General features: G+C 69.4%; 18 protein-coding genes. 11 read left to right on the top strand and 7 right to left on the bottom strand.

The genetic code is table 11. The features are described from left to right. Positions 1-276: 276 nt before the first annotated feature. From mltB to ACTJIL_RS13390, 3 genes are all read left to right on the top strand, one after another. A complete protein-coding gene (mltB, locus tag ACTJIL_RS13400; protein ID WP_440756117.1) occupies positions 277-1,431 on the top strand; it encodes a lytic murein transglycosylase B in 1,155 nt (384 codons plus the stop codon). Next, positions 1,431-2,912, top strand: a complete 1,482-nt coding sequence (locus ACTJIL_RS13395; protein WP_440756116.1) for a septal ring lytic transglycosylase RlpA family protein — start codon at positions 1,431-1,433, stop codon at positions 2,910-2,912. Before mltB ends, ACTJIL_RS13395 begins: the two co-directional genes overlap by 1 nt. Positions 2,913-2,999: 87 nt before the next feature. Continuing rightward, on the top strand, positions 3,000-4,220 hold the full coding sequence (locus ACTJIL_RS13390) for a D-alanyl-D-alanine carboxypeptidase family protein (RefSeq protein ID WP_440756115.1): 1,221 nt from the start codon (positions 3,000-3,002) through the stop codon (positions 4,218-4,220). A 113-nt stretch (positions 4,221-4,333) separates the two neighbouring features. Here the strand turns inward: ACTJIL_RS13390 and ACTJIL_RS13385 are convergent, their stop codons facing one another. Continuing rightward, positions 4,334-5,290 (bottom strand): CsgG/HfaB family protein, encoded by a 957-nt coding sequence (locus tag ACTJIL_RS13385; protein WP_440756114.1) that lies wholly within the window; start codon positions 5,288-5,290, stop codon positions 4,334-4,336. Positions 5,291-5,418: 128 nt separating this feature from the next. Here ACTJIL_RS13385 and ACTJIL_RS13380 point away from each other — a divergent pair, with 128 nt between their 5' ends. From ACTJIL_RS13380 to rarD, 6 genes are all read left to right on the top strand, one after another. Next, positions 5,419-5,697: a DUF493 family protein gene (locus ACTJIL_RS13380; RefSeq protein ID WP_440756113.1), complete on the top strand. Its 279-nt coding sequence runs from the start codon at positions 5,419-5,421 to the stop codon at positions 5,695-5,697. After that, positions 5,685-6,392: a lipoyl(octanoyl) transferase LipB gene (gene lipB, locus ACTJIL_RS13375; RefSeq protein ID WP_440756112.1), complete on the top strand. Its 708-nt coding sequence runs from the start codon at positions 5,685-5,687 to the stop codon at positions 6,390-6,392. The genes ACTJIL_RS13380 and lipB overlap by 13 nt, the downstream gene beginning before the upstream one ends. A gap of 9 nt (positions 6,393-6,401) precedes the next feature. Beyond that, complete coding sequence (gene lipA / locus ACTJIL_RS13370; protein ID WP_440756111.1) at positions 6,402-7,406, top strand: lipoyl synthase; 1,005 nt, start codon at positions 6,402-6,404, stop codon at positions 7,404-7,406. Between the two features lie 180 nt (positions 7,407-7,586). Then, positions 7,587-9,773: a carboxy terminal-processing peptidase gene (locus ACTJIL_RS13365; protein WP_440756110.1), complete on the top strand. Its 2,187-nt coding sequence runs from the start codon at positions 7,587-7,589 to the stop codon at positions 9,771-9,773. A gap of 427 nt (positions 9,774-10,200) precedes the next feature. Continuing rightward, positions 10,201-11,121 (top strand): drug/metabolite exporter YedA, encoded by a 921-nt coding sequence (yedA, locus tag ACTJIL_RS13360; RefSeq protein WP_440756109.1) that lies wholly within the window; start codon positions 10,201-10,203, stop codon positions 11,119-11,121. Further along, a complete protein-coding gene (gene rarD / locus ACTJIL_RS13355; protein WP_440756108.1) occupies positions 11,118-12,035 on the top strand; it encodes an EamA family transporter RarD in 918 nt (305 codons plus the stop codon). Before yedA ends, rarD begins: the two co-directional genes overlap by 4 nt. A gap of 19 nt (positions 12,036-12,054) precedes the next feature. Here the strand turns inward: rarD and ACTJIL_RS13350 are convergent, their stop codons facing one another. The 6 genes from ACTJIL_RS13350 to ACTJIL_RS13325 all read right to left on the bottom strand — a co-directional run bounded on the left by ACTJIL_RS13350 (position 12,055) and on the right by ACTJIL_RS13325 (position 18,304). Next, positions 12,055-12,375: a hypothetical protein gene (locus ACTJIL_RS13350; protein ID WP_440756107.1), complete on the bottom strand. Its 321-nt coding sequence runs from the start codon at positions 12,373-12,375 to the stop codon at positions 12,055-12,057. Continuing rightward, a complete protein-coding gene (locus tag ACTJIL_RS13345; RefSeq protein ID WP_440756626.1) occupies positions 12,353-13,561 on the bottom strand; it encodes an alpha/beta fold hydrolase in 1,209 nt (402 codons plus the stop codon). Before ACTJIL_RS13345 ends, ACTJIL_RS13350 begins: the two co-directional genes overlap by 23 nt. After that, the gene (locus ACTJIL_RS13340; RefSeq protein ID WP_440756106.1) at positions 13,561-14,871 is read right to left on the bottom strand and encodes an ABC transporter permease; all 1,311 of its coding nucleotides are present in this window, start codon (positions 14,869-14,871) and stop codon (positions 13,561-13,563) included. The genes ACTJIL_RS13345 and ACTJIL_RS13340 overlap by 1 nt, the downstream gene beginning before the upstream one ends. A 94-nt stretch (positions 14,872-14,965) precedes the next feature. Beyond that, positions 14,966-16,123, bottom strand: a complete 1,158-nt coding sequence (locus ACTJIL_RS13335) for an ABC transporter permease (RefSeq protein WP_440756105.1) — start codon at positions 16,121-16,123, stop codon at positions 14,966-14,968. 152 nt (positions 16,124-16,275) lie between these two features. Next, the gene (locus ACTJIL_RS13330) at positions 16,276-16,968 is read right to left on the bottom strand and encodes an ABC transporter ATP-binding protein (protein WP_440756104.1); all 693 of its coding nucleotides are present in this window, start codon (positions 16,966-16,968) and stop codon (positions 16,276-16,278) included. A 94-nt stretch (positions 16,969-17,062) separates the two neighbouring features. After that, the gene (locus ACTJIL_RS13325; RefSeq protein WP_440756103.1) at positions 17,063-18,304 is read right to left on the bottom strand and encodes an efflux RND transporter periplasmic adaptor subunit; all 1,242 of its coding nucleotides are present in this window, start codon (positions 18,302-18,304) and stop codon (positions 17,063-17,065) included. 390 nt (positions 18,305-18,694) lie between these two features. Here ACTJIL_RS13325 and ACTJIL_RS13320 point away from each other — a divergent pair, with 390 nt between their 5' ends. Both ACTJIL_RS13320 and ACTJIL_RS13315 read left to right on the top strand, forming a co-directional pair. Then, positions 18,695-19,609: an ABC transporter ATP-binding protein gene (locus tag ACTJIL_RS13320; RefSeq protein ID WP_440756102.1), complete on the top strand. Its 915-nt coding sequence runs from the start codon at positions 18,695-18,697 to the stop codon at positions 19,607-19,609. Next, on the top strand, positions 19,609-20,385 hold the full coding sequence (locus ACTJIL_RS13315) for an ABC transporter permease (RefSeq protein ID WP_440756101.1): 777 nt from the start codon (positions 19,609-19,611) through the stop codon (positions 20,383-20,385). Before ACTJIL_RS13320 ends, ACTJIL_RS13315 begins: the two co-directional genes overlap by 1 nt. Positions 20,386-20,427 lie beyond the last annotated feature (42 nt).

The raw sequence follows: 20,427 nt of genomic DNA, 5'->3' as shown, positions 1-20,427 counted from the left end.
AAGGCGAAATGCGCCTTTTCCACGATCGCCGCACTGTATGGCGCGGCCTGCGGGAGGCGGCCCGACCAAGCGAGTATCGGGGAGCGACTCGGGTCGCCTCCCGCGGGCCGCCTCGCGGATCCCCAAGCCACCTCGCGGATCCCACAAGGGTCCGGAAATCGCCCGGCGTCAGCAGCTCTTGTCCTGGTCGGCGCATCGCATCGTTGCTGAACGCCTTGTGCGCGATGTCGTAGCGTGGCGCCGACCCGATGGTGGCTGCATGCTACCCTCGCGCCGATGATCCGACGCTCCTTGCCCATGCGCCTGCACGTCATCCTGGTTCCGCTCGCACTCGCCCTGGCCGCCTGCGCAACCGGGGCGACGCCGCCCCCGCCGACCGCCGCGACTTCGCAGCCGTCGCCCGTCGTCCCCGCTGCTCCCGCGGCCCCCGCAACCGCTCCCGCGGAGGCGCTGCTGCCGAAGATCCCGCAGCCGCCCGAACGCCCGGTCGCGCCGCCTTCGGTGACCGATCCGGCGCTCCCGCTGGCCCAGCGCATCGACGCCTTCGTCGACTACACCGCGCAGGCCTACAACGTGGATCCGCAGCGGATCCGCGACACGCTGGCGCAGGCGGAGTTCAAGCAGAGCATCATCGACGCGATCTCGCGCCCGGCCGAGAAGGTGCGGCCCTGGCGCGACTACCGCCCGATCTTCATGAACGACGCGCGGATCGACGGTGGTCGCGCGTTCTACGCCGAGAACCGCGCCGCGCTCGACCGTATCGCCAGCCAGACCGGAGTGCCGGCGCAGTACATCGTCGCCATCATCGGCGTGGAAACCAGCTACGGCCGCATCACCGGCAACTACCGCGTGCTCGACGCGCTGTACACGCTGGCGTTCTGGCACCCCAAGCGCGCGCCGTTCTTTGCCGGCGAGCTGGCCCAGCTGTTCGCGCTCACCAACGAAGAGCCGCAGCTCGACATCCTCGCGCTCAAGGGCAGCTACGCCGGCGCGATGGGCATGGGCCAGTTCATGCCGTCGAGCTACCGCAACTGGGCGAAGGACGGCGACGGCGATGGCCGCCGCGACCTGCTCGACCACAAGCCGGACGTGTTCGCCTCGATCGCCAACTACTTCGTCGTCCACGGCTGGCAGCGCGGCGGCCCGGTGGTGGCGCGCGCGACGCGCGACGCCGCGGCAAGCGATTTCACGCCCGATGGCCTGGACCCGGTCTATCCGCTGCCGATGCTGGCCGCGCGTGGCTACGGCCCGCAGCCCGGCGAGCCGACTGCCGACGGCGCGACGCTGCTTTCGCTCGACGGCGAGGCGGGCAAGGAATACTGGCTCGGCTACCGCAACTTCTACGTCATCACCCGCTACAACCATTCGCCGATGTACGCGCTTGCCGTGCACCAGCTGGCGCAGGCGATCGGCGGCAACGGCACGCCGTGATGCTGCGGCCGAATGCCCCGCTGCGAATCCTGCCCGCGCTGGCGGTGATCGCAACGCTGGCGCTGGCCGGCTGTGCCAGCGGGCCGAAGAAGTCCGCATCCGAGGCGTCCGCCTTGCCTGATGGCGAGGCCGTGCGCCGCGGCGAATTGCCGTCCGGCAAGCGCTCGCCGTATGCGCCGGCGCAGGAGGACACGTCCAAGCGCGGCCACTACACCGCCGGCGGCCTGTATGCGCCGCACATCCAGGACAGCGTGCCCGACGACCTGCCCGACGTGGATGCGATCCCCGAGCCCGACGTCGTCGCCGAGCCGCGTTCGCGCTACGGCAACCGTTCGCCTTACAAGGTGCTCGGCAAGAGCTACAAGGTGCGCGACAGCGCCGAGGGCTACGACGAGAAAGGCATGGCCTCGTATTACGGCAACAAGTTCCACGGCCGCCGCACTTCCAACCTCGAGGTGTACGACATGTACGCCTTCACCGCCGCGCACAAGACGCTGCCGCTGCCGAGCTTCGCGCGGGTGACCAACCTCGACAACGGCAAGTCGGTGGTGGTGCGGGTCAACGACCGCGGCCCGTTCCACGACGGCCGCATCATCGACCTGAGCTACGCCGCCGCGGTCAAGATCGGGATCCGCGCGGCCGGGACCGGGCGGGTTGAGGTCGTTGGCCTGAGCCCGGGCGAGAACGCGCGCAACGACTACGACGCGGTCGCCGCACGCGGCAAGTCCACGACGGCACCGGTTGCGAGTGGCGCCGGCAACGGCGCGCTGCAGCTGCCGCCGGGCGTGCGCATCGCCACCGGCAAGCCGCAGCCGGCCAGTGCGATGGACAAGCTGATCGAGGGCGTGCTGCCGATCGGCGCGGCCAATGCAAGCGAGCGCGTGGCCGACGAACGCGTGACCACCGCACCTGCGCCCGCGACCGCTGCAGCGTCGCCGTCGACAGCCGCGACGGGCGCGGCCGCGTCGGCACCGGCACCGGCGGGCGATCTCGACTGGCGCTTCGACATGCGCCAGGACGGCAAGGCGATGACCGCCGACGAATTCGATGCCTGGATGAAGGCGCGGCGCGCGCGTGTGGCCACCGGCAAGGCCGGCAAGCCCGATCCCTACGGCGCGGCCGCGCCGGGCGCGCGTGCCGTGGCCAAGGCGCCGCCACGCACGCCGGCACCCGCGCAGGAAACGGTCGCGGCTGCGCGCGAAGCCGACGCGGCAGTCGCGCGGCCGGTGCCGCCGCCCGTGGCCGCCGGCACCGGCGTGACCCTGCAGGTGGCCGCCTTCGGTGCGCGCTCGAACGCCGAGCGCGCGCTGGCCATGCTGCGTGGCGCCGGCGTGCCCGATGCGCGCCTGCTCGACGGCCTGTCGGCCGGCAAGCAGGTGTGGCGCCTGCGCGTGGGCCCGGTCGACAGCGCGAAGATCCCGGAACTGTCGGCGCGCGTCGCCGGTCTGGGATTCGGCCAGCCCCAGGTCGTGCGCGAATAGCGATCCGCTTCTTCTTCACCTGATTCTCTTCACCCGATTTTCTATCCACCTCGCTTGCACAAGCGGTTTCCCGGAGTTTCGTTGTCGATGAATGTCACCCAGACCGCGCGTCGCGCCTTGCTCGTCGCCCTGTTCACGTCCGCCGTCGGTTTTGCCGCAGCCCAGACCCCCGCGCCAGAACCCGCCGCGCCGTCCGCGGCGCTCAGCGACAGCCTGCCGGTCCCGCCGGCGCCCGCGCCCAAGCAGTCCAAATCGTGGGTGCTGCTCGATGCCGCCAACGGCCAGGTGCTGGCCGGCGAAAACGTCGACCTGCGGGTGGAGCCGGCCAGCATCACCAAGGTGATGACCTCCTACGTGCTGGCCGCCGAGATGAAGGCCGGCAAGATCGGACGCGACGACCAGGTGTTGATGAGCGAGAACGCGTGGCGCACCGGCGGTGCGGGCACCGACGGCAGCTACAGCGGCTTCGAGGTCAACAAGACCGCCAAGCTGGTCGACATGGAAAAGGGCATGGTGGTGCAGTCGGGCAACGATGCGGCGATCGCGCTGGCTGAGCACGCCGCCGGCAGCGAGGCCGCGTTCGCGCAGCTGATGAATGCCTATGCGAACAAGCTCGGCCTGAAGAACACCCACTTCGCCAACGCCACCGGCCTGACCGCCGAGAACCACTACTCGAGCGCGCACGACCTGGCCCTGCTCGGCCGCGCGCTGGCCCGCGATTTCCCCGAGGCCTACGGCTACAACAAGATCAAGGAATTCACTGTCGGTCCGATCACCCAGCGCAACCGCAACCTGCTGCTGTGGCGCGATTCGACCGTCGACGGCATCAAGACCGGCCACACCTCTGCCGCGGGCTACTGCCTGATGGCCTCGGCCAAGCGCGGCGACCAGCGCCTGGTTGCGGTGGTGATGGGCGACACCAGCGAAAACCAGCGCGCGGTGGACGCGCAGGCGCTGCTCAACTGGGGCTTCCGCTTCTACGAGTCGCACAAGCTCTACGACGCCGGCAAGCCGGTGGCCAAGCAGAAGATCTGGAAGGGCAAGGCCGACGAACTGCGCCTCGGCGTCGCACGGCCGCTGCTGGTCAGCACCCCGCGCGGCAAGTACGCGCAGCTCAAGCCGACGATGGACGTGCCCAAGACCCTGGTCGCGCCGATCAAGAAGGGCCAGAAGATCGGCACGGTGAAGGTGACGCTGGGCGGAAAGACGATCGCCTCCGCGCCGCTGGTCGCGCTCGACGACGTCGAGGAAGCCGGCTTCTTCGGCCGCCTGTGGGATGCCTTCTGGATGTGGTGGGAATCGGCCTGAGCGCCGCGTTCCGGCATCGCGAATGAAGAAGGGCCCGCGCGAGCGGGCCCTTTGCGTTGGCGCAAGTTGCAGGAGCGGCTGAAGCCGCGCTCACAAGGGCGCTTGTGCGCCCGTCAGCGCGACAGCCCGAACAGCGTCGAGTTCACCCAGCCGCGGTTGCCCAGTTCGTCGTCGACTTCCCACATCAGTCCGGCCTTGTTGCCGGTGGGGTAGAGCATCATCCCGACGTCGAGGTCGCGCACCGCGCCGCCCTTGCCGTCGGACTGCTTCAGCAGCCGGGCCGGCTTGCTCACCGTCACCGCCTGCTGCGCATTGGCGGCCGATGCGTTCTCTGGCAACCCGCCTAGTTGCGCGACCATGTCGGTGTAGGCCTGCAGGTAGGCCAGGGTCAGCACCTGGCCGATCTCGGTGTTGGCGTAGCCGGTGGCGCCCCCGCCCAGGGCCGCGCCGCGGAACACGCCTGCGCCCGCGCTCCAGCCCAGGTCGGTCTTGGAGGCGTGGCCCTCGGACATCGCCACCTGTTCCGAGGAGCGCGCGTCGGTCACCGTCAGCACCACATCGGCGCTCTTGCGCTTGATGTTGATCCCGCCGATCACGGCTGCCGCGGTGCGGTCGCCGATCAGGCCGCCGATCAGCCCGCCGATCTTGTTGCCCGAGGCGTCGTTGTTCTGCGACACCACGTCCGGGACCATCACGTAGTCGGCCGCCTTGATCTGGCCCTTGCCGATGTTGGAGCCGCCGCGCAGCTCGCCGTCCGCGGCCAGCCCGCGTTCGGCCTGCATCGCTTTCAGGCCCATGCCGCGATCGACCAGGGTGAAGCAGCGCGAGCGGCTGACGAAGACCTTGATCAGGGCCGCAGGCGAGGCCAGCCGCTGGCCGGTCCACCAGTTGGTGCCCTGCGGTTCGACCACGGCAAGGGTGCCCAGCGAGCGGCTGCAGACCGGGATTTCGCCGGTCTTCTGCGCGCGCTCCTGTTGCGCGGTAGCGGCATGCGCGGGGCCGGCGGTCGCCGCCAGGACGGCCAGGGCGCAGGCGATGGCTCCGGCCAGCGAGGGATTGTGTTGGGCCATGATCGAGGTTCCTCGTGTTGGAAAGGCCCGTCGTGGGCCGTTCCCATGGCACACGTGGAAAGCAGCGTTTGCATGCCACCCCGGCCAACTGCCTTGGGTTGCGGCAGGGGCGGGCCCATAATCGGGCGATGGAAATCAAGTCCGACAACCCCGAGCACGGCTTCCAGTTCCCCGGCACCTTCGAGATCACCGCGATGGGGCCGGCCAGCGCCGGGCTCGAAACCGAAATCCCGAAGCTGCTGGTCGCCAGCGGCATCGCCGTGCTGCACGAGACGATCTCGTGGCGCGAATCGAGCGGCGGCAAGTTCGTCTCGGTGAAACTGAGCTTCCGCGCCGACGACCGCGCCCAGTACGAGGCCGCGCACGAAGCCCTGCGCGCGCACCCGGAAGTGAAGTGGACGCTCTAGCCCGGCGCACGGCCATCGTCCGCGACCTCGGTCGCCAGCCCTACGAACCGGTCTGGCGCGCGATGCAGCGCTTCACCGACCTGCGCGATGGCGATTCGATCGACGAGATCTGGGTGGTCGAACACGACCCGGTGTTCACCCTCGGCCAGGCCGGCAAGCCCGAGCACGTGCTGATGCCCGGCGACATCCCGGTGCTGCACGTCGACCGCGGTGGCCAGGTGACCTACCACGGCCCCGGCCAGATCGTGGTGTATCCGCTGCTCGACCTGAAGCGCCTGAAGACCGGCGTGCGCGACTACGTGTGCCGGATCGAGCAGGCGGTGATCGACACCCTGGCCGAATGGAACATCCATGCCGCGCGCCGCGACGGCGCGCCGGGCGTGTACGTCAACGATGCCAAGGTCGCCGCGCTCGGCATCCGCGTGCGGCGCGGCTGCACCTTCCACGGCCTGGCGTTCAACGCGGCGATGGATCTCGAACCGTTCGGCCGCATCAACCCCTGCGGCTACGCCGGGCTGCAGGTGACCTCGATGCTAGACTTGGGCGGCCCGTCGAGCCCCGACGCCGTCAAACCGGTGCTGCTCGACGCCATGGCGGCGCAGTTCGGCCTTGCGTTGCAGGCGGCCCCGCCGCCCGACCTCGCAGACCCGCGACCCGTCGCCGCCGCGCCTTCCCCTTCCACGCAAGCCGCCTGAGCGTCCGCCATGCCCGATTCCCCGTCGCGTTCGATTCCCCTGCAGGTCGTGGCCAATCCGGCGCCGGCGCTGGAGGCGGGGGCGAAGCAGGTCGCCGGCGACAAGATCGGGCGCTCGCCGGTGCAGTTCGCCGATGCGCCGGTGCTGCGCAAGCCGTCGTGGATCCGGGTGCGGATCCCGTCGGGCAACGCGGTCCAGAAACTCAAGGCCAAGCTGCGCGAGAACCGCCTGGTCACGGTGTGCGAGGAGGCCAGCTGCCCGAACATCCACGAGTGCTTCGGCCACGGCACCGCCACCTTCATGATCCTCGGCGAGGTCTGCACCCGCCGCTGCAGCTTCTGCGACGTCGCCCATGGCCGGCCGAAGCCGCCGGACCCGGCCGAGCCGCTGCACCTGGCGCAGACGGTGAAGGACATGGGCCTGAAGTACGTGGTGGTCACCAGCGTCGACCGTGATGACCTGCGCGACGGCGGCGCGGCGCACTTCGTCGACTGCATCGCGGCGATCCGCGAGTTCAGCCCCGGCACGAAGATCGAGATCCTCACCCCGGACTTCCGCGGCAAGGGCCGCATGGAGCGGGCGCTGGAGATCCTCGCGGCCAACCCGCCGGACGTGTTCAACCACAACATCGAGACCGTGCCGGACCTGTACCGCAACGTCCGCCCGGGCGCCGACTACCAGTGGTCGCTGACGCTGCTGCAGAAGTTCAAGCAGCAGCATCCGCACATCCCGACCAAGTCCGGGATCATGCTCGGCCTGGGCGAAACGATGGAGCAGGTGCAGGCGACGCTGCGCGACCTGCGCGCGCACGACGTCGAGATGGTCACCATCGGCCAGTACCTGCAGCCCAGCGCGCACCACCACCCGGTGCTGCGCTACTGGACGCCGGAGGAATTCAAGGCGCTGGAGGTCTACGGCATGTCGCTGGGCTTCACCCACGTCGCGTCCGGGCCGCTGGTGCGTTCCTCGTACCACGCCGATCGCCAGGCCGCCGAGGCCGGCGTCGCCGCCTGAATCGATGCCGCGGGCGATCGCTTCCGCGGCATCTGACGTTTCGTTCACATAAGGCGCGGCAGCCGCGGTTAGAGTGGATTTTGCGGGGCGGTGCAACTTTCAGCACTGTCCCGCCGTCCATCGAGGACGCCAGACTCCCTCCATCCCGAACAGCGGCCGTGGCGCGGCCCGAGTGAACGCATGAATCTGTCCCGCACCCTGTCCGTCTCCGTGATCGCCCTGGCCCTGTCGGTGCCGCTGGTGCTGATGGCGCGCGCCGACAACGCCGCGATTCCGTCCACCGCCAGCGTCGACCAGGCCACCACTTCGAAGATGGTCTACGGGCTGCTGTCCGACAGCCGCTACGCCTACCGGCCGCGGCCGCTGGACGGCACCCTGTCGGCCGACATCTTCAAGCGCTATCTCGAGTCGCTCGACGCCGGCAAGATGTTCTTCACCGCGCAGGACGTGGCCAAGTTCGCGCCGTACAAGGCCGGCATGGGCCGCGCGGTCAAGGCCGGCGAACTCGACCCGGCGTTCGCGATCTTCTCGCTGTTCAAGCAGCGCGTGGGCCAGCGCGTGGATTACGCGCGCGGCCTGCTCAAGCAGGACATCTTCGATTTCAGCGGCAACGACCGCTGGTACTACGATCGCGAGGACGCGCCGTGGGCGGCCAGCGATGCCGAGGTCGAGCAGCTGTGGAAGCAGTCGGTGCGCAACGACTGGCTGCGCCTGAAGCTGGCCGGCAAGCAGCCCGACGACATCCGCAAGACGCTCGACAAGCGCTACGCCAACCTCGACAAGACCCTGCAGCAGCTCGACGGCACCGACGCGTTCCAGAGCTTCCTCAACGCCTACACCGCCTCGATCGACCCGCACACCGATTACTTCGACCCGCGCAGCGCCGACCGCTTCAACCAGAGCATGTCGCTGTCGCTCGAAGGCATCGGCGCGCAGCTGCAGAAGCAGGACGACGTGGTGGTGATCCGCGAGCTCATCGCCGGCGGACCTGCCGCGACCAGCGGCAAGTTCACCCCCGGCGACCGCATCGTCGGCGTCGGCCAGGGCGCGAACGGGCAGATGGAAGACGTGATCGGCTGGCGCATCGACGACGTGGTCGAGAAGATCAAGGGCCCGAAGGGCACGCAGGTGCGCCTGGACGTGATCCCGGCGGCGATGGGCATGGACGGCAAGCCCAACCGCATCCTGCTCACCCGCGCCAAGATCCGGCTCGAGGAGCAGGCGGCCAAGTCCGAGATCCTCAAGCTGCCGGCGGCCGATGGCGCACCGGAGCGCCGCATCGGCGTGATCAAGCTGCCGGCGTTCTACCAGGACTTCGAGGGCCGCCGGAAGAACAGCGACGACTACGCCTCGGCCACCCGCGACGTGGCGCGCCTGCTCAAGCAGTTCAAGGTCGAAGGCATCGACGGCGTGGTGATGGACCTGCGCAACAACGGCGGTGGCTCGCTCAACGAGGCGATCGAACTCACCGGCCTTTTCATCGACAAGGGCCCGGTGGTGCAGGTGCGCGAGTCCGGCGGGCGGGTCAGCGTCGAGGGTGACCGCGACGCCGGCGTTGCGTGGGACGGCCCGCTGGCGGTGCTGACCAACCGCGGTTCGGCGTCGGCGTCGGAGATCTTCGCCGGTGCGATCCAGGACTACGGCCGCGGCCTGGTGATCGGCGAGACCACCTTCGGCAAGGGCACGGTGCAGAACCTGGTCGACCTCGACCGCTGGCCCGGCAACGAGGGCAAGCGCTATGGCCAGGTCAAGCTGACCATCGCGCAGTTCTTCCTGCCCGGCGGCAGCAGCACGCAGAACAAGGGCGTGGTGCCGGACATCGCCTTCCCGGTGATGGTCGACGCTTCGCAGTTCGGTGAGAGCACCTACGACAACGCGCTGCCGTGGACGCGGATCGCGGCGGTGCCGCACACCCAGTACGGCAACTTCGCGCCGCTGCTGCCCAAGCTCGAGGCGCGCCACGCCGCGCGCATCGCGCAGGACAAGGAATTCCAGTGGTTCGAGGAAGACGTCAAGGAATTCCGCACCGAGCAGGCGAAGAAGTACGTTTCGCTCAACGAGGCCGAGCGCCGCGCCGACCGCGACCGCCAGGACGCCAAGCGCAAGTCGCGCCAGGAACAGCGCAAGGCGCTGGGCCTGCCGCTGGATCCGCTGGCGGCCGACGCCGCCGACGACGGCCTGCAGGCCAACGAGCGCAACGTCGCCAAGGACGCGGCGCGCGAGAAGGCGGCCGAGGATGCGCCCGATCCGCTGCTGCGCGAGTCCGCGGCGATCCTCGCCGACGCCGTGCAACTGCTCGGCAACGACGAGGTGCTGTCGGCACAGGTGCTGCCCGAGGCCAAGGTGCAGGGGCACTGGGCGGACTGATCAACTGCATTGCAGCTGGAACATGGAACGGGCGCTTCGGCGCCCGTTTTGTTTGTATTTGGAAGCGCCGCCGACTTTGCGGGAGCGGCTTGAGCCGTGAGCTTCTCTCCCTCCCCTGCGAAGGCAGGGGAGGGTCGGGGAGGGGTTGCGTAGGCGCCCGCGAAATTCTCCGGAAAATCCGTCAGCGCCTGCGACACCCCCTCCCAACCTCTCCCTGCCTTCGCAGGGAGAGGCGCGACGAAAAAGTTCGCGGCTGAAGCTGCTCCCACAAGAGCAAGGTTTGCGGCGTCAGTGTTCGCGGATGCGGCCACGATTGGCCCACATGCGGGAGACAGCGTTGCGCGGCACGGCGCCGCGGCAGGCGTAGAATTCCATGCTCGGGATTGCGGTCCCGGCACCCCACGTCCCCTCGATCCGGATCCTTTCCATGAGTGCCTCGCCGCCGCTCGTGTCGCCGCCCGTTTCCGCGCTCGCCGTCGCCATCGCGCTGGCGGTGGTGTACGTGATCTGGGGCTCGACCTACCTGGGCATCCGCTTCGCGCTCGAGGGCGGCTGGCCGCCGCTGCTGATGGCGGGCACGCGCTTCCTCGCCGCCGGCGCCATCCTGTTCGCGGTGCTGCGCCTGCGCGGCGTGGCGATGCCGACGCCGATGCAGTGGCGCAACAGCGCCTTCATGGGCATGTTGCTGCTCGGCCTGGGCAATGGCCTGGTGTGCATCGCCGAGCAGTCGGTGTCGTCGGGACTGGCCGCGGTCGCGGTGGCCTCGGTGCCGCTGTGGATCGGCCTGTTCGCGACGCTGCGCGGGCAGCGTTCCAATCGCGTCGAATGGCTGGGCCTGGGCATCGGCTTCATCGGCGTGCTGTGGCTCAACGCCGGCAGTTCGCTGGGCGCCTCGCCGACCGGGCTGGTGGCGCTGCTGATCGCGCCGATCGCTTGGGCGTTCGGTTCGGTCTGGAGCAAGGGGCGCGACCTGCCGTCGCCGTTCATGGGTGCGGCGGCGCAGATGCTGTGCGGCGGCGCGATGATGCTGGTCGCCGGCTTCGCGTTCGGCGAGCGTTTCGACGTGGCGCCCTCGGCCAAGGGCTCGTTCGCGGTCGCCTACCTGGCCGGCTTCGGCTCGATCGTCGCCTTTTCCGCCTACGTCTGGCTGCTGCACAACGTGCGCGCCACGCTCGCCGGCAGCTATGCCTACGTCAACCCGGTGATCGCGGTGGTGCTGGGCGCGTGGCTGGCCGCCGAACGCTTCAACGCGCACGACATCGGCGCGATGGTGGTGATCCTGCTGGGCGTGGTCGCGATCACGCTGTCGAAGGCGCGCGCGCCCAAGCCGGTCGAGGCGTCGGCATGACGGCGGCGACGCTCGATCGCCGCGGCCTCTGGGTCGCCGTCGGTTCGTTCGTGCTGTGGGGCGTGATGCCGCTGTACTGGCATCTGCTCAAGTCGGTGCCGTCGCTGCAGATCATCGCCCATCGCATCGTCTGGAGCGCGCTGCTGGTCGCCGGCTGGCTGCTGTTCAAGTACGGGCGCGGCTGGCTGCGCGAAACCCTGGCGCAACCGCGCGCGGCGTGGATGCTGGCGCTGAGCGGAACCCTGATCGCGTTCAACTGGGGCCTGTACATCTGGGCGGTCAACGCCGGCCACGTGGTCGAGACCAGCCTGGGCTACTTCATCAATCCGCTGCTCAACGTGGTGCTGGGCGTGGTGGTGCTGCACGAACGCCTGAACCGCACGCAGTGGCTGTCGGTGGCGATCGCGACCGGCGGCGTGCTGTGGCTGACGCTGCACTACGGCAGCTTCCCGTGGATCGCACTGACCCTGGCCGCATCGTTCGGCGCCTACGGACTGATCCGCAAGCTGGTGGCGGTGCCGCCGGTGCGCGGGCTGGGCGTGGAGAGCCTGTACCTGGTGCTGCCGGCGCTGGCGCTCCTGTTCTGGGGCGAAGGCCACGGGCAGGGTGGATTCCTGCCCATCGGCGACACGCCCGGCTGGGGCTGGAAAATCGGTGCGCTGCTGGTGTTCGGCGGCGCACTGACCGCGCTGCCGCTGATCGGCTTCGCCGACGCAGTGCGGCGCATTCCCTTTTCGCTGGTCGGCCTGCTGCAGTACATCGCGCCGACCCTGCAGCTATTGTGCGGCGTGCTGCTGCTGGGCGAGGATTTCGGTCCCGAGCGCGCGATCGGCTTCGTGCTGATCTGGATCGCGCTGGCGGTCTACGCCGGCGACGGCCTGCTGCGCGCGCGGCGGCGCCCGCTGCCGGCCTGAAGGCTCTCACGGCGAGCGCCTACGGTATCGAGGCGCCCCGGGTCAGCGACCAGAAGACCAGCGTTGCAATCCCTGCGATCGCTACCGCGATCGCCGCTCTGCGCCACATGCGCGCCCGCCGCCGCATGCGCCGTACGCGCTCCTCGTTGAGCGCCTTGGCCTGCGCGATCAACGGCGCAGCCTCGGCCTCGGCCTGCGCATACGCCGCGTCGGCCTGCGCAGGATTGGCCTCGGCGCGCAGCGCCGCGTCCTCGTAGACATCGAACGCGCGCTTCTGCAGGTCGTGCAGCAGCGTGTCGAGTTGCGCGGGGCGCATGTCAGCGGGGGATTGGGTGCTCATGTGCGGAGGCATCCGGGGAGCGGGGCGGCGCTGGGGCGCCGCTGGAAGAGACAGGGTGTCCGGCGTGAGGATCCACGGTCGGCTTGTTCGCATCGCTGACGGCGAACCGCGACGGGCCGCCATCGGCAAGCGGATCGGGAGGCAATTGCAGCGGCTCGCATTCGCCGCTCGCGGCCAGCTTCATCCAGCCGGCAATCGGGCGCGCCAGCCAGTCGATGCGCAGCGGCAGGCTGAGGTGGTTTTCGTCCGGAAGTTCGCGGTAGCGCACGAGCGGCGATGCATCTGCCAGCGAGCGGGCCGCGGCGACGGGGACGTAGCGGTCGTCGGCGCCGTGCAGCAGCAGGCTGCAGGTCGCGGTCGTGGCAAGCGTGGCGCGCACGTCGATCGCATCCAGGTCGAGCGCCAGTCGCCGGCCCGCTTCGCGCACACCACGTTCAATGGCAGGCGCGTAGTAACGCCAGCGTGCATAGGTGCGCATCAGCGACGTGCGCAGGCCGTCGTCGCGGCCGGCCTGCGCGCCGGCGATGACGCCGCGCACGCCGTCGCCGGCATTGGCATAGCTTTCCATGGCGACGATACCGGTGATGCGCTCGCGCAGCATCGGCTCGGCGAACAGCGCGGTGGCTGCGCCGTACGACACGCCGAACAGGTAGACCGGCGATGCCAGCAGGCCCTCGGCCTGCAGGTGTTCGGTGAGGGCGACGATGTCGCGTGCTTCGCGGGTGCCGAATCCAGCCGGCGCACGCGATGAGTTGCCATGGTTGCGCAGGTCGACAGCAATCCCCTGGTATCCGAGCTCGGACAGCGCCAGTGCCCACGGCAGCATGCTGGATGCATCCAATCCCCAGCCGTGCAGGAAAACCACGCTGCCTGCGGTCGGAACCGTTCCGGCCTTCTCGCCGAAACGGATCGCGAACTCCATGCTGCCGTCGCCACGTGACATCGTGTACGTCATATCGCGCGCCGCAGGCGCGACCACGCCATAGGCGAGGGTGACTCCGTCGGGCGTGCGGAAGCGGGCTGGTTCGACTCCGATCGTGGATTCCATCTGGCCGAGCGTATCGACATCGTACAACTCGACGCTGTGCGGCTGCGCGATGCGCTCGCCCAGCGACGTGCAGCCGCCTGCCAGGCAGGCGACGAATGCCAGAACGACTCCGCCGCCGCCGCCGCGCAGCGAAACCATCACGCGTCGCGCAAGGCCGTGGTCACCGGCAGCCGCGCGGCGCGCAGGGCCGGGAACAGGCCGCCGACCAGGCCGATGCCCAGTGCCCACTTCAGGCCCGTCCACAGCAGCTCCGGCGAGACCTTGAACTGGAACACCACCTGGCTGAAGTTGTTGCCCAAGGTGCTGACGCTGTAGCCGTTGAAGATCGCCCACGCCACCAGCCCGCCGAGCATGCCGCCGACCAGCGCCAGCAGCATCGTCTCCAGCATCACCGCCAGCACCACCGGCAGGCCGCGGAAGCCGATCGCGCGCATCGTCGCGATCTCGCGCGCACGCCCGGCCACCGCCGCGTACATCGTGTTGAGCGCGCCGAACACCGCGCCGATCGCCATGATCGCGCCGATCACCGTTCCCAGGATGCTGATCAGCTTGCTCAGCTGGCCGCTCTGCTTGGTGTAGTAATCGTGGGTGGTCTCCACGTCGAGCTTGAGCCGCGGGTCGGCGGCCATGGCGGCTTTGAACGCCGCCACGCCTGCCTTGCCATCGTTGCGCACGCTGATCGACTGGAACGCGTTGCGGTTGTAGGTCGAGCCCAGCGTCTCGGCGTCGGTCCACAGCTCCGAGTCGTGCGCGTCGCCGGAGGCGAACACGCCCACCACCGTCCACTGCTGGTTGCCCAGTTCGAGCGTCTTGCCCACCTCCAGGCCGCGGAACTGTCCGCGCGCGCCCTGGCCGGCCACGATCTCGCGCAGGCCGGGCTTGAACTTGCGGCCCTCGATGATCCTGACCTTGTCGTGCACCGTCCAGGCCAGTTCACCGACGCCGCGGAACTGCGCGTTGACGTCGGTGCCATCGGCCTTCGAGGGCAGGTTCACCACCTGCGACAGTTCCGGCGAGACCAGCGGGCGGCCGTCGGCGTCCCTGGCGATGCCGGCCAGGCTGCTGACCAGCGGCACCTGGTCGCGGGTGATCACCGAGTTGGTCTCGGCCTGCGAGCCGCCGCGCAGCACGATGGACGAGACATCGTCGCCGGTGCTGCCCAGCGTGGCCTGGAAACCTTCGCCCATCGCCAGCATCGCCACCAGCACGCCGACCACGCCGGCGATCCCGACCACGATCACCGACGAGGCACCCCAGCGTTGCGGCAGGCTGGCGATGCCGATGCGCGCCGCCGCGAGCGCAAGCCGGCCGCTGCGCGTGAGCAGCAGCCACAGCGCGAGCAGCACTGCGACCGCGAGCACGCCGTACCACGGCAGCATGATCCAGACCGCCAGGCCCACGAGCAGCAGCAGGATCGAGAGCGCGTTCCACAGCCATTGCTTCTTCATGGTTGCCACCTCGGGTTCGTTTGGCCGGCCGCCGCGCGCTGCGCGACGGTCCCGTGTTGCGCGACAGCGCCGCGCGGGTGATTGCAGGCCATGGTCAGCGCCCCGCCAATGCGTCGACGATCTTCAGCCGCTTGGCGCGCAGCGCGGGCAGCAGGCCCACCACCACGCCGATCGCCACCATCAGCGCCAGCCCCAGGCCCCAGGTCTGCGCCGGCACCTGCGGCAGCCCGATCATGCCGCCGCTGGCCGCGGCCACGCCGGGCATGATCACCGCCGCCAGGCCCAGCCCGATCAGCCCGCCCAGCACCACCAGCAGCACCGATTCCACCATCACCAGCACCAGCACGGTGCCGTCCTTGAAGCCCAGGGTTTTGAGCACGGCAAGCTCCGGCACGCGTTCGCGCACCGCCTGCGCCATGGTGTTGCCGGTGAGCAGCAGCAGGGTGAAGAACACCGCGCCCATGATCGAGGTGACGATCAGGCCGATGTCGGCGAACTGCTTGGCGAACGCCTGCTGGAACGCCGACTCGCTCTGGCTCTTGGTCTCGTGGTCGGAGTTGGCCGAGAGCGCATCGATCGCGCGCGCCACGCGCGAAGCCTGGTTGGCGTTGGCCAGCTGCACCGTGTACCAGCTGACTTGGCTCTTGATGTAGTCGTTGGACTCGTCGAAGTACTTCCAGTTCATCATCAGCTGGTTCTCGGCGCCGACGTTGTTGCGGTCCTTGGCGCGGAAGATCGCCTTGAGCTGCAGCGGCCAGTCGTTGCTGCCGTTGCGCGGGAAGATCGTGGCCTGCAGCGGGATCGTGTCACCGAGCTTCCAACCGTGCTTCTTCGCCAGCGCCTCGCCGACGATCGCGCCGGTGCGGGTGTCCTGGAATGCCTTGAGCTGGTCCGGCGGCACTTCGTACTCGCTGTACACGTCGAAGAAGTTGGGCGCGACCGAGAAGTTGGGGAAGAAGTTCTTCGGGTCCTGGTAGATGCCGCCGAACCACATCGCGTAGGTCACCTTGCGCACGCCGGGCACCGCTTCGATCTGCGGCAGCAGGTTGATCGGCAGCGACTGGGTGATCGACAGCCGCGAAGCGACCACCAGGCGGTTGGCGCCTTCGACGCTGCCGCCAGAGTTGAACGCCACGCGCACCGAATCGAGCATCCCGAACAGCAGGAACGCCGCGACCACCGACAGCAGCGTCAGCAACGTGCGGGTCTTGCTGCGGAACAGCTGGGCCCAGATCAGGGACAGATATTTCATGTCGGTCTCCAGTGGCTCCCTCCCTTGCGGAGGCAGGGGAGGGCTGGGGAGGGTTTGCGCGGGCACCGGCGGAATTCTCCGGAGAGATTCGCCAGTGCCTGCGGCACCCCCTCCCAGCCTCCCGCTGCCTTCGCAGGGGGAGGGGCGGAATGTCAGTGCGCCATGGCCGGCGCGTCGACCAGTTCACCCTTGTCCAGGTGCACGGTGTGGGTGGCGTATTCGGCGGCCTTCGGGTCGTGCGTGACCATGATGATGGTCTTGCCGTGCTCGCGATTGAGCACCTGCAGCAGCTGCAGGATCTCCTCGGCCGAGTGGCGGTCGAGGTCGCCGGTGGGCTCGTCGCAGATCAGGAAGGTGGGGTCGGAGACGATCGCGCGCGCGATCGCCACGCGCTGCTGCTGGCCGCCCGACAGCTCGTTGGGCTTGTGCTTGCCGCGGTCGGCCAGGCCCACCAGCTGCAGCGCGATCTCGGCGTTGCGCTTGCGCTGCGCGCTGCCGAGGCTGGTCAGCAGCAGCGGCAGTTCGACGTTCTTCTGCGCGGTCAGCATCGGCATCAGGTTGTAGAACTGGAACACGAAGCCGACGTGGCGGCTGCGCCAGTTCGACAGCTGCCCGGCGCCCATGCGGTCGATGCGCTCGCCCTCGATCTCGATCTCGCCCGCGGTCGGCGTGTCCAGCCCGCCGATCAGGTTGAGCAGCGTCGTCTTGCCCGAACCCGACGGCCCCATCAGCGCGACGAAGTCGCCCTTGGGAATGTCGAGGTCGATGCCATGCAGCACTTCGATCTTCTCGGGTCCGCGCTGGTAGGTCTTGGTGAGTCCGCGGGTGGTGACCAGTGTCGACATGGTGCGTGCCTCGCTGTGGGCCGGGCAGCGCCCGGCAGGTGACTGTTGCGTAGGCCGGGGCTGCGTCCCCGACGGCTTCTTTTGTTGCTTGCGCCTATTCGGTTTCCTTCGCCATGCGGACCTTGGCGCCGTCCTTCATTTCGTCCGATGGATCGAGCACCACCGCGTCGCCGGCCACCAGGCCCGACAGCACCTGGCGGTCGTCGCCCATGGCCATGCCCGTCTTGAGCGTGCGTTGCTCGACGTGGCTGCCCTCGTCGTCGAGCGCGAACGCCACGTCCTGGCCGCCGCGTTCGACGATGGCCGCCGATGGCACGCGCACGCCCTGTGGCTGCTTCGCCGACTCGGGCTTCGCGGCTTCCAGGAAGCTCACGCGCACGCCCATGTCGGGCACGATGCGCGGGTCCTTCTGCTTGAGCGCGATGCGCACCTTGACCGTCGCCTTGCCGCGGTCGGCGGCGGGGATGATCGCGATCACCTCGGCCGGGATCTTCCAGTCCGGATAGGCATTGAGCGTCGCCTCCACCGGCATCTTCGGCTTGACCCGGCCGATGAAGGCCTCGCCGACATCGACTTCTACTTCCAGCGAATCCATGTCGACGATGGTGCCGATGCCGGTGCGGGTGAAGCCGCCGCCGGCCGACAGCGGCGAGACGATCTCGCCCGGCTGCGCGGCCTTGGCCGTGACCACGCCGGCGAACGGCGCGCGCACGATGGTGTTGTCGACGCCGTTGTCGGCGATCGCGAGGCGGTCGGCGGCGACCTTGGCATTGCGCTGCGCGGTGGCCAGCTGTGCGCGCAGGGCGTCGCGCTGGGCGACCGCCTGGTCGTACTGCGACTTGGACACCAGCTGCTGGCCGACCAGCGTCTGCAGGCGTTTCGCGTCGAGTTCGGCCTCGTGCAGCTGCGCCTGCACGCCGCCGATTTGGCTGCGCGCGGCCCCGAGCTGCGAGGCGGCGAGCGCGCGGTCGGCGTCGGCGTCGACCGGGTCGAGCGTGGCCATCACCTCGCCTTCTTCGACGGTCTGTCCTTCCTCGATCAGCACCTCGCGCACCTTGCCGGTGACCTTGGCCGACACGGTGGCCATGCGCCGCGCCACCACGTAGCCGGTGGCGTCGAGCACCGAGGCCGATGCGCCGCCGCTGCCGATCGCCTGCACGGTGGCGGTGCGCACGTCGATGCCGCGGTCGCGGCCGAAGATCGCCCACGCCGCGCCGGCAACCAGCAGCAGTGCCACCACGATGCCCAGAGCGATCCACAGCCCGCGCCGCGACGGCGGTGGCGCGGCCTTGCGGTCGATGCGGAGTTCCTTCAGCAGTTCTGCGTTCGTATTCATCGTGGACTGGGACGGAGGAAAGCCCGGAGTGTGACGGCAACCGGGACGTGCACCAAATGCCCGGAAGTCACTTCGTGCGTGATTCGCGCAGGCTCGCCGCTTGTCACGCCGCTTCGGCTGCCCGAATGGAAGTGCAGCGGGATAATCCGAAAACGTAACCGGCGTTCCGCACGCGGGGGCCGCAACGCCGTAACTGTGAGGATGCAGGCTATGCCCCGCGCCGCCCGCTGTCACCTGACGGCTGTCATGCGATCGACGTGACCGCCGCGACTGCCGCGTGCCGGACTGCGCGCCTACTGTCACCACCATCACGCAATCCGGGAGACGCGGATGGAAGGCAGGCCTCACGAAAGTGCAAGCAGGGAACTTGCGAGTCAGGAACTTGCAGGCATGGAACTCGCAAGCCTGCGCGGTGTGCGCAAGCAGTACGGCAAGGTGGTCGCGCTCGACGGCGTCGATCTCGCCATCGCGCCCGGCCAGGTGCTGGCGCTGCTGGGCGCCAACGGCGCGGGCAAGACCACCGCGATCGCGCTGCTGCTCGGACTGGTGCGGCCCGATGCCGGGCAGGCACTGCTGTTCGGGCAATCGCCGCAGCAGCTGGCCGCGAGGCGCAACATCGGCGTGATGCTGCAGTCGGCGGGCATTGCCGACAACAGCAAGGTGCGTGAACTGCTCGAGCTCACGCGCAGCTACTACCCGCGGCCGCGCAGCGTGGAGGACTGCGTTTCGCTGGCCGGGCTCGACGGCCTGCTCGGGCGCCAGTACGGCAAGCTTTCCGGCGGTCAGCAGCGGCGGGTGCAGTTCGCGCTGGCGCTGTGCGGAAATCCACGCCTGCTGTTCCTCGACGAACCGACCACCGGCCTGGACATCGAGGCGCGGCAGGCGTTGTGGCGCGCAATCGGCGCGTTGTCCGCACAGGGCTGCGCGGTGCTGCTGACCACGCACTACCTGGAAGAAGCCGAAGCGCTGGCCGACCGCGTGGTGGTGCTGGCGCGCGGCCGCGTGGTCGCCGCCGGCAGCATGGACGAGGTGCGCCGGCACGTCGCGCAGCGGCGCATCCGCTGCCTGTCGGCGCTGGACACCGCGCGCATCGCGGCCTGGCCGCAGGTGCGCGATGCGCGCCGCGTCGATGCGCGCATCGAGATCGTCACCGACGCTGCCGAAACCGTGGTCCGCCGCCTGCTGGCCGAGGACGCGGCGCTGTCCGAACTCGAAGTGCAGCGTGCCGGCCTGGCCGAGGCCTTCATCGAACTCACCCGCGACGCGGTGGGTACCGTGTCGTCCACCCAACGCGAGGCCGCCTGATGAACGCGATCACCACCGGCGCCAGCCTGTCCCCGCCATCGGCGCTGCGCATCTACCTGCTCGAGGCCAGGCACGAGTTTCTGCGCATGCTGCGCACGCCATCGTTCGCGCTGCCGGTGCTGCTGTTCCCGGCGCTGTTCTACACCCTGTTCGGCCTGGTGTTGAACCGCGCCGACGGCGGCATGGCCGCGCGCTATCTGCTCGCCACCTACGGCGTTTTCGGGATCATGGGCGCCGGCCTGTTCGGTTTCGGCGTGGTGGTGGCGATGGAGCGCGAGCGCGGTTTCCTCGCCTACAAGCGCGCGCTGCCGATGCCGCCGGGCGCCTACCTGTTCGCGAAGATGGCGATGGCGATGCTGTTCTCGATGCTGATCAGTGCGCTGCTGGCGGTGCTGGCGGGAACGCTCGGCGGCGTGTCGCTGGCGCCGTGGCAATGGCTGTCGCTGCTGGCGATCAACGTGGTCGGCGTGGCGCCGTTCTGTGCGATGGGCCTGTTCGTCGGGACGCTCGTCGGCGGCCAGGGCGCACCTGCGGTGCTCAACCTGCTGTACCTGCCGATGGCCTTCCTGTCCGGGCTGTGGCTGCCGCTGAAGATGTTGCCGCCGGTGTTTGCGACGCTGGCGCCGGCGTGGCCGCCGTACCACTTGTCGCAGCTGGCGCTGCGTGTGGTGGGCATGGACGATGGCAGCATGGTGGTCGTGCACGTCGCAGTACTGGTCGTGGTCACCATGCTTTTCTTCGCGGCGGCGCGGCGACGCCTGCAGCGGACTGGTTGAGGCTGTGGTTGCCGTGCGCGCGGCAGGCGGTACAGTGCCGAT

The organism is Luteimonas sp. 22616, assembly GCF_052044325.1.
Taxonomy (GTDB): domain Bacteria; phylum Pseudomonadota; class Gammaproteobacteria; order Xanthomonadales; family Xanthomonadaceae; genus Luteimonas.
The sequence above is the reverse complement of the archived record's forward strand: the minus strand, read 5'-3'. Positions and strand labels throughout refer to the sequence as shown.

What these genes read in the sequence shown, in the direction of transcription:
- mltB (WP_440756117.1), top strand. Translation starts at nt 277, where the DNA reads ATGATCCGACGCTCCTTGCCCATGCGCCTGCACGTCATCCTGGTTCCG.
- ACTJIL_RS13395 (WP_440756116.1), top strand. Translation starts at nt 1,431, where the DNA reads ATGCTGCGGCCGAATGCCCCGCTGCGAATCCTGCCCGCGCTGGCGGTG.
- ACTJIL_RS13390 (WP_440756115.1), top strand. Translation starts at nt 3,000, where the DNA reads ATGAATGTCACCCAGACCGCGCGTCGCGCCTTGCTCGTCGCCCTGTTC.
- ACTJIL_RS13385 (WP_440756114.1), bottom strand. Translation starts at nt 5,290, where the DNA reads ATGGCCCAACACAATCCCTCGCTGGCCGGAGCCATCGCCTGCGCCCTG.
- ACTJIL_RS13380 (WP_440756113.1), top strand. Translation starts at nt 5,419, where the DNA reads ATGGAAATCAAGTCCGACAACCCCGAGCACGGCTTCCAGTTCCCCGGC.
- lipA (WP_440756111.1), top strand. Translation starts at nt 6,402, where the DNA reads ATGCCCGATTCCCCGTCGCGTTCGATTCCCCTGCAGGTCGTGGCCAAT.
- ACTJIL_RS13365 (WP_440756110.1), top strand. Translation starts at nt 7,587, where the DNA reads ATGAATCTGTCCCGCACCCTGTCCGTCTCCGTGATCGCCCTGGCCCTG.
- yedA (WP_440756109.1), top strand. Translation starts at nt 10,201, where the DNA reads ATGAGTGCCTCGCCGCCGCTCGTGTCGCCGCCCGTTTCCGCGCTCGCC.
- rarD (WP_440756108.1), top strand. Translation starts at nt 11,118, where the DNA reads ATGACGGCGGCGACGCTCGATCGCCGCGGCCTCTGGGTCGCCGTCGGT.
- ACTJIL_RS13350 (WP_440756107.1), bottom strand. Translation starts at nt 12,375, where the DNA reads ATGAGCACCCAATCCCCCGCTGACATGCGCCCCGCGCAACTCGACACG.
- ACTJIL_RS13345 (WP_440756626.1), bottom strand. Translation starts at nt 13,561, where the DNA reads ATGGTTTCGCTGCGCGGCGGCGGCGGCGGAGTCGTTCTGGCATTCGTC.
- ACTJIL_RS13340 (WP_440756106.1), bottom strand. Translation starts at nt 14,871, where the DNA reads ATGAAGAAGCAATGGCTGTGGAACGCGCTCTCGATCCTGCTGCTGCTC.
- ACTJIL_RS13335 (WP_440756105.1), bottom strand. Translation starts at nt 16,123, where the DNA reads ATGAAATATCTGTCCCTGATCTGGGCCCAGCTGTTCCGCAGCAAGACC.
- ACTJIL_RS13330 (WP_440756104.1), bottom strand. Translation starts at nt 16,968, where the DNA reads ATGTCGACACTGGTCACCACCCGCGGACTCACCAAGACCTACCAGCGC.
- ACTJIL_RS13325 (WP_440756103.1), bottom strand. Translation starts at nt 18,304, where the DNA reads ATGAATACGAACGCAGAACTGCTGAAGGAACTCCGCATCGACCGCAAG.
- ACTJIL_RS13320 (WP_440756102.1), top strand. Translation starts at nt 18,695, where the DNA reads ATGGAACTCGCAAGCCTGCGCGGTGTGCGCAAGCAGTACGGCAAGGTG.
- ACTJIL_RS13315 (WP_440756101.1), top strand. Translation starts at nt 19,609, where the DNA reads ATGAACGCGATCACCACCGGCGCCAGCCTGTCCCCGCCATCGGCGCTG.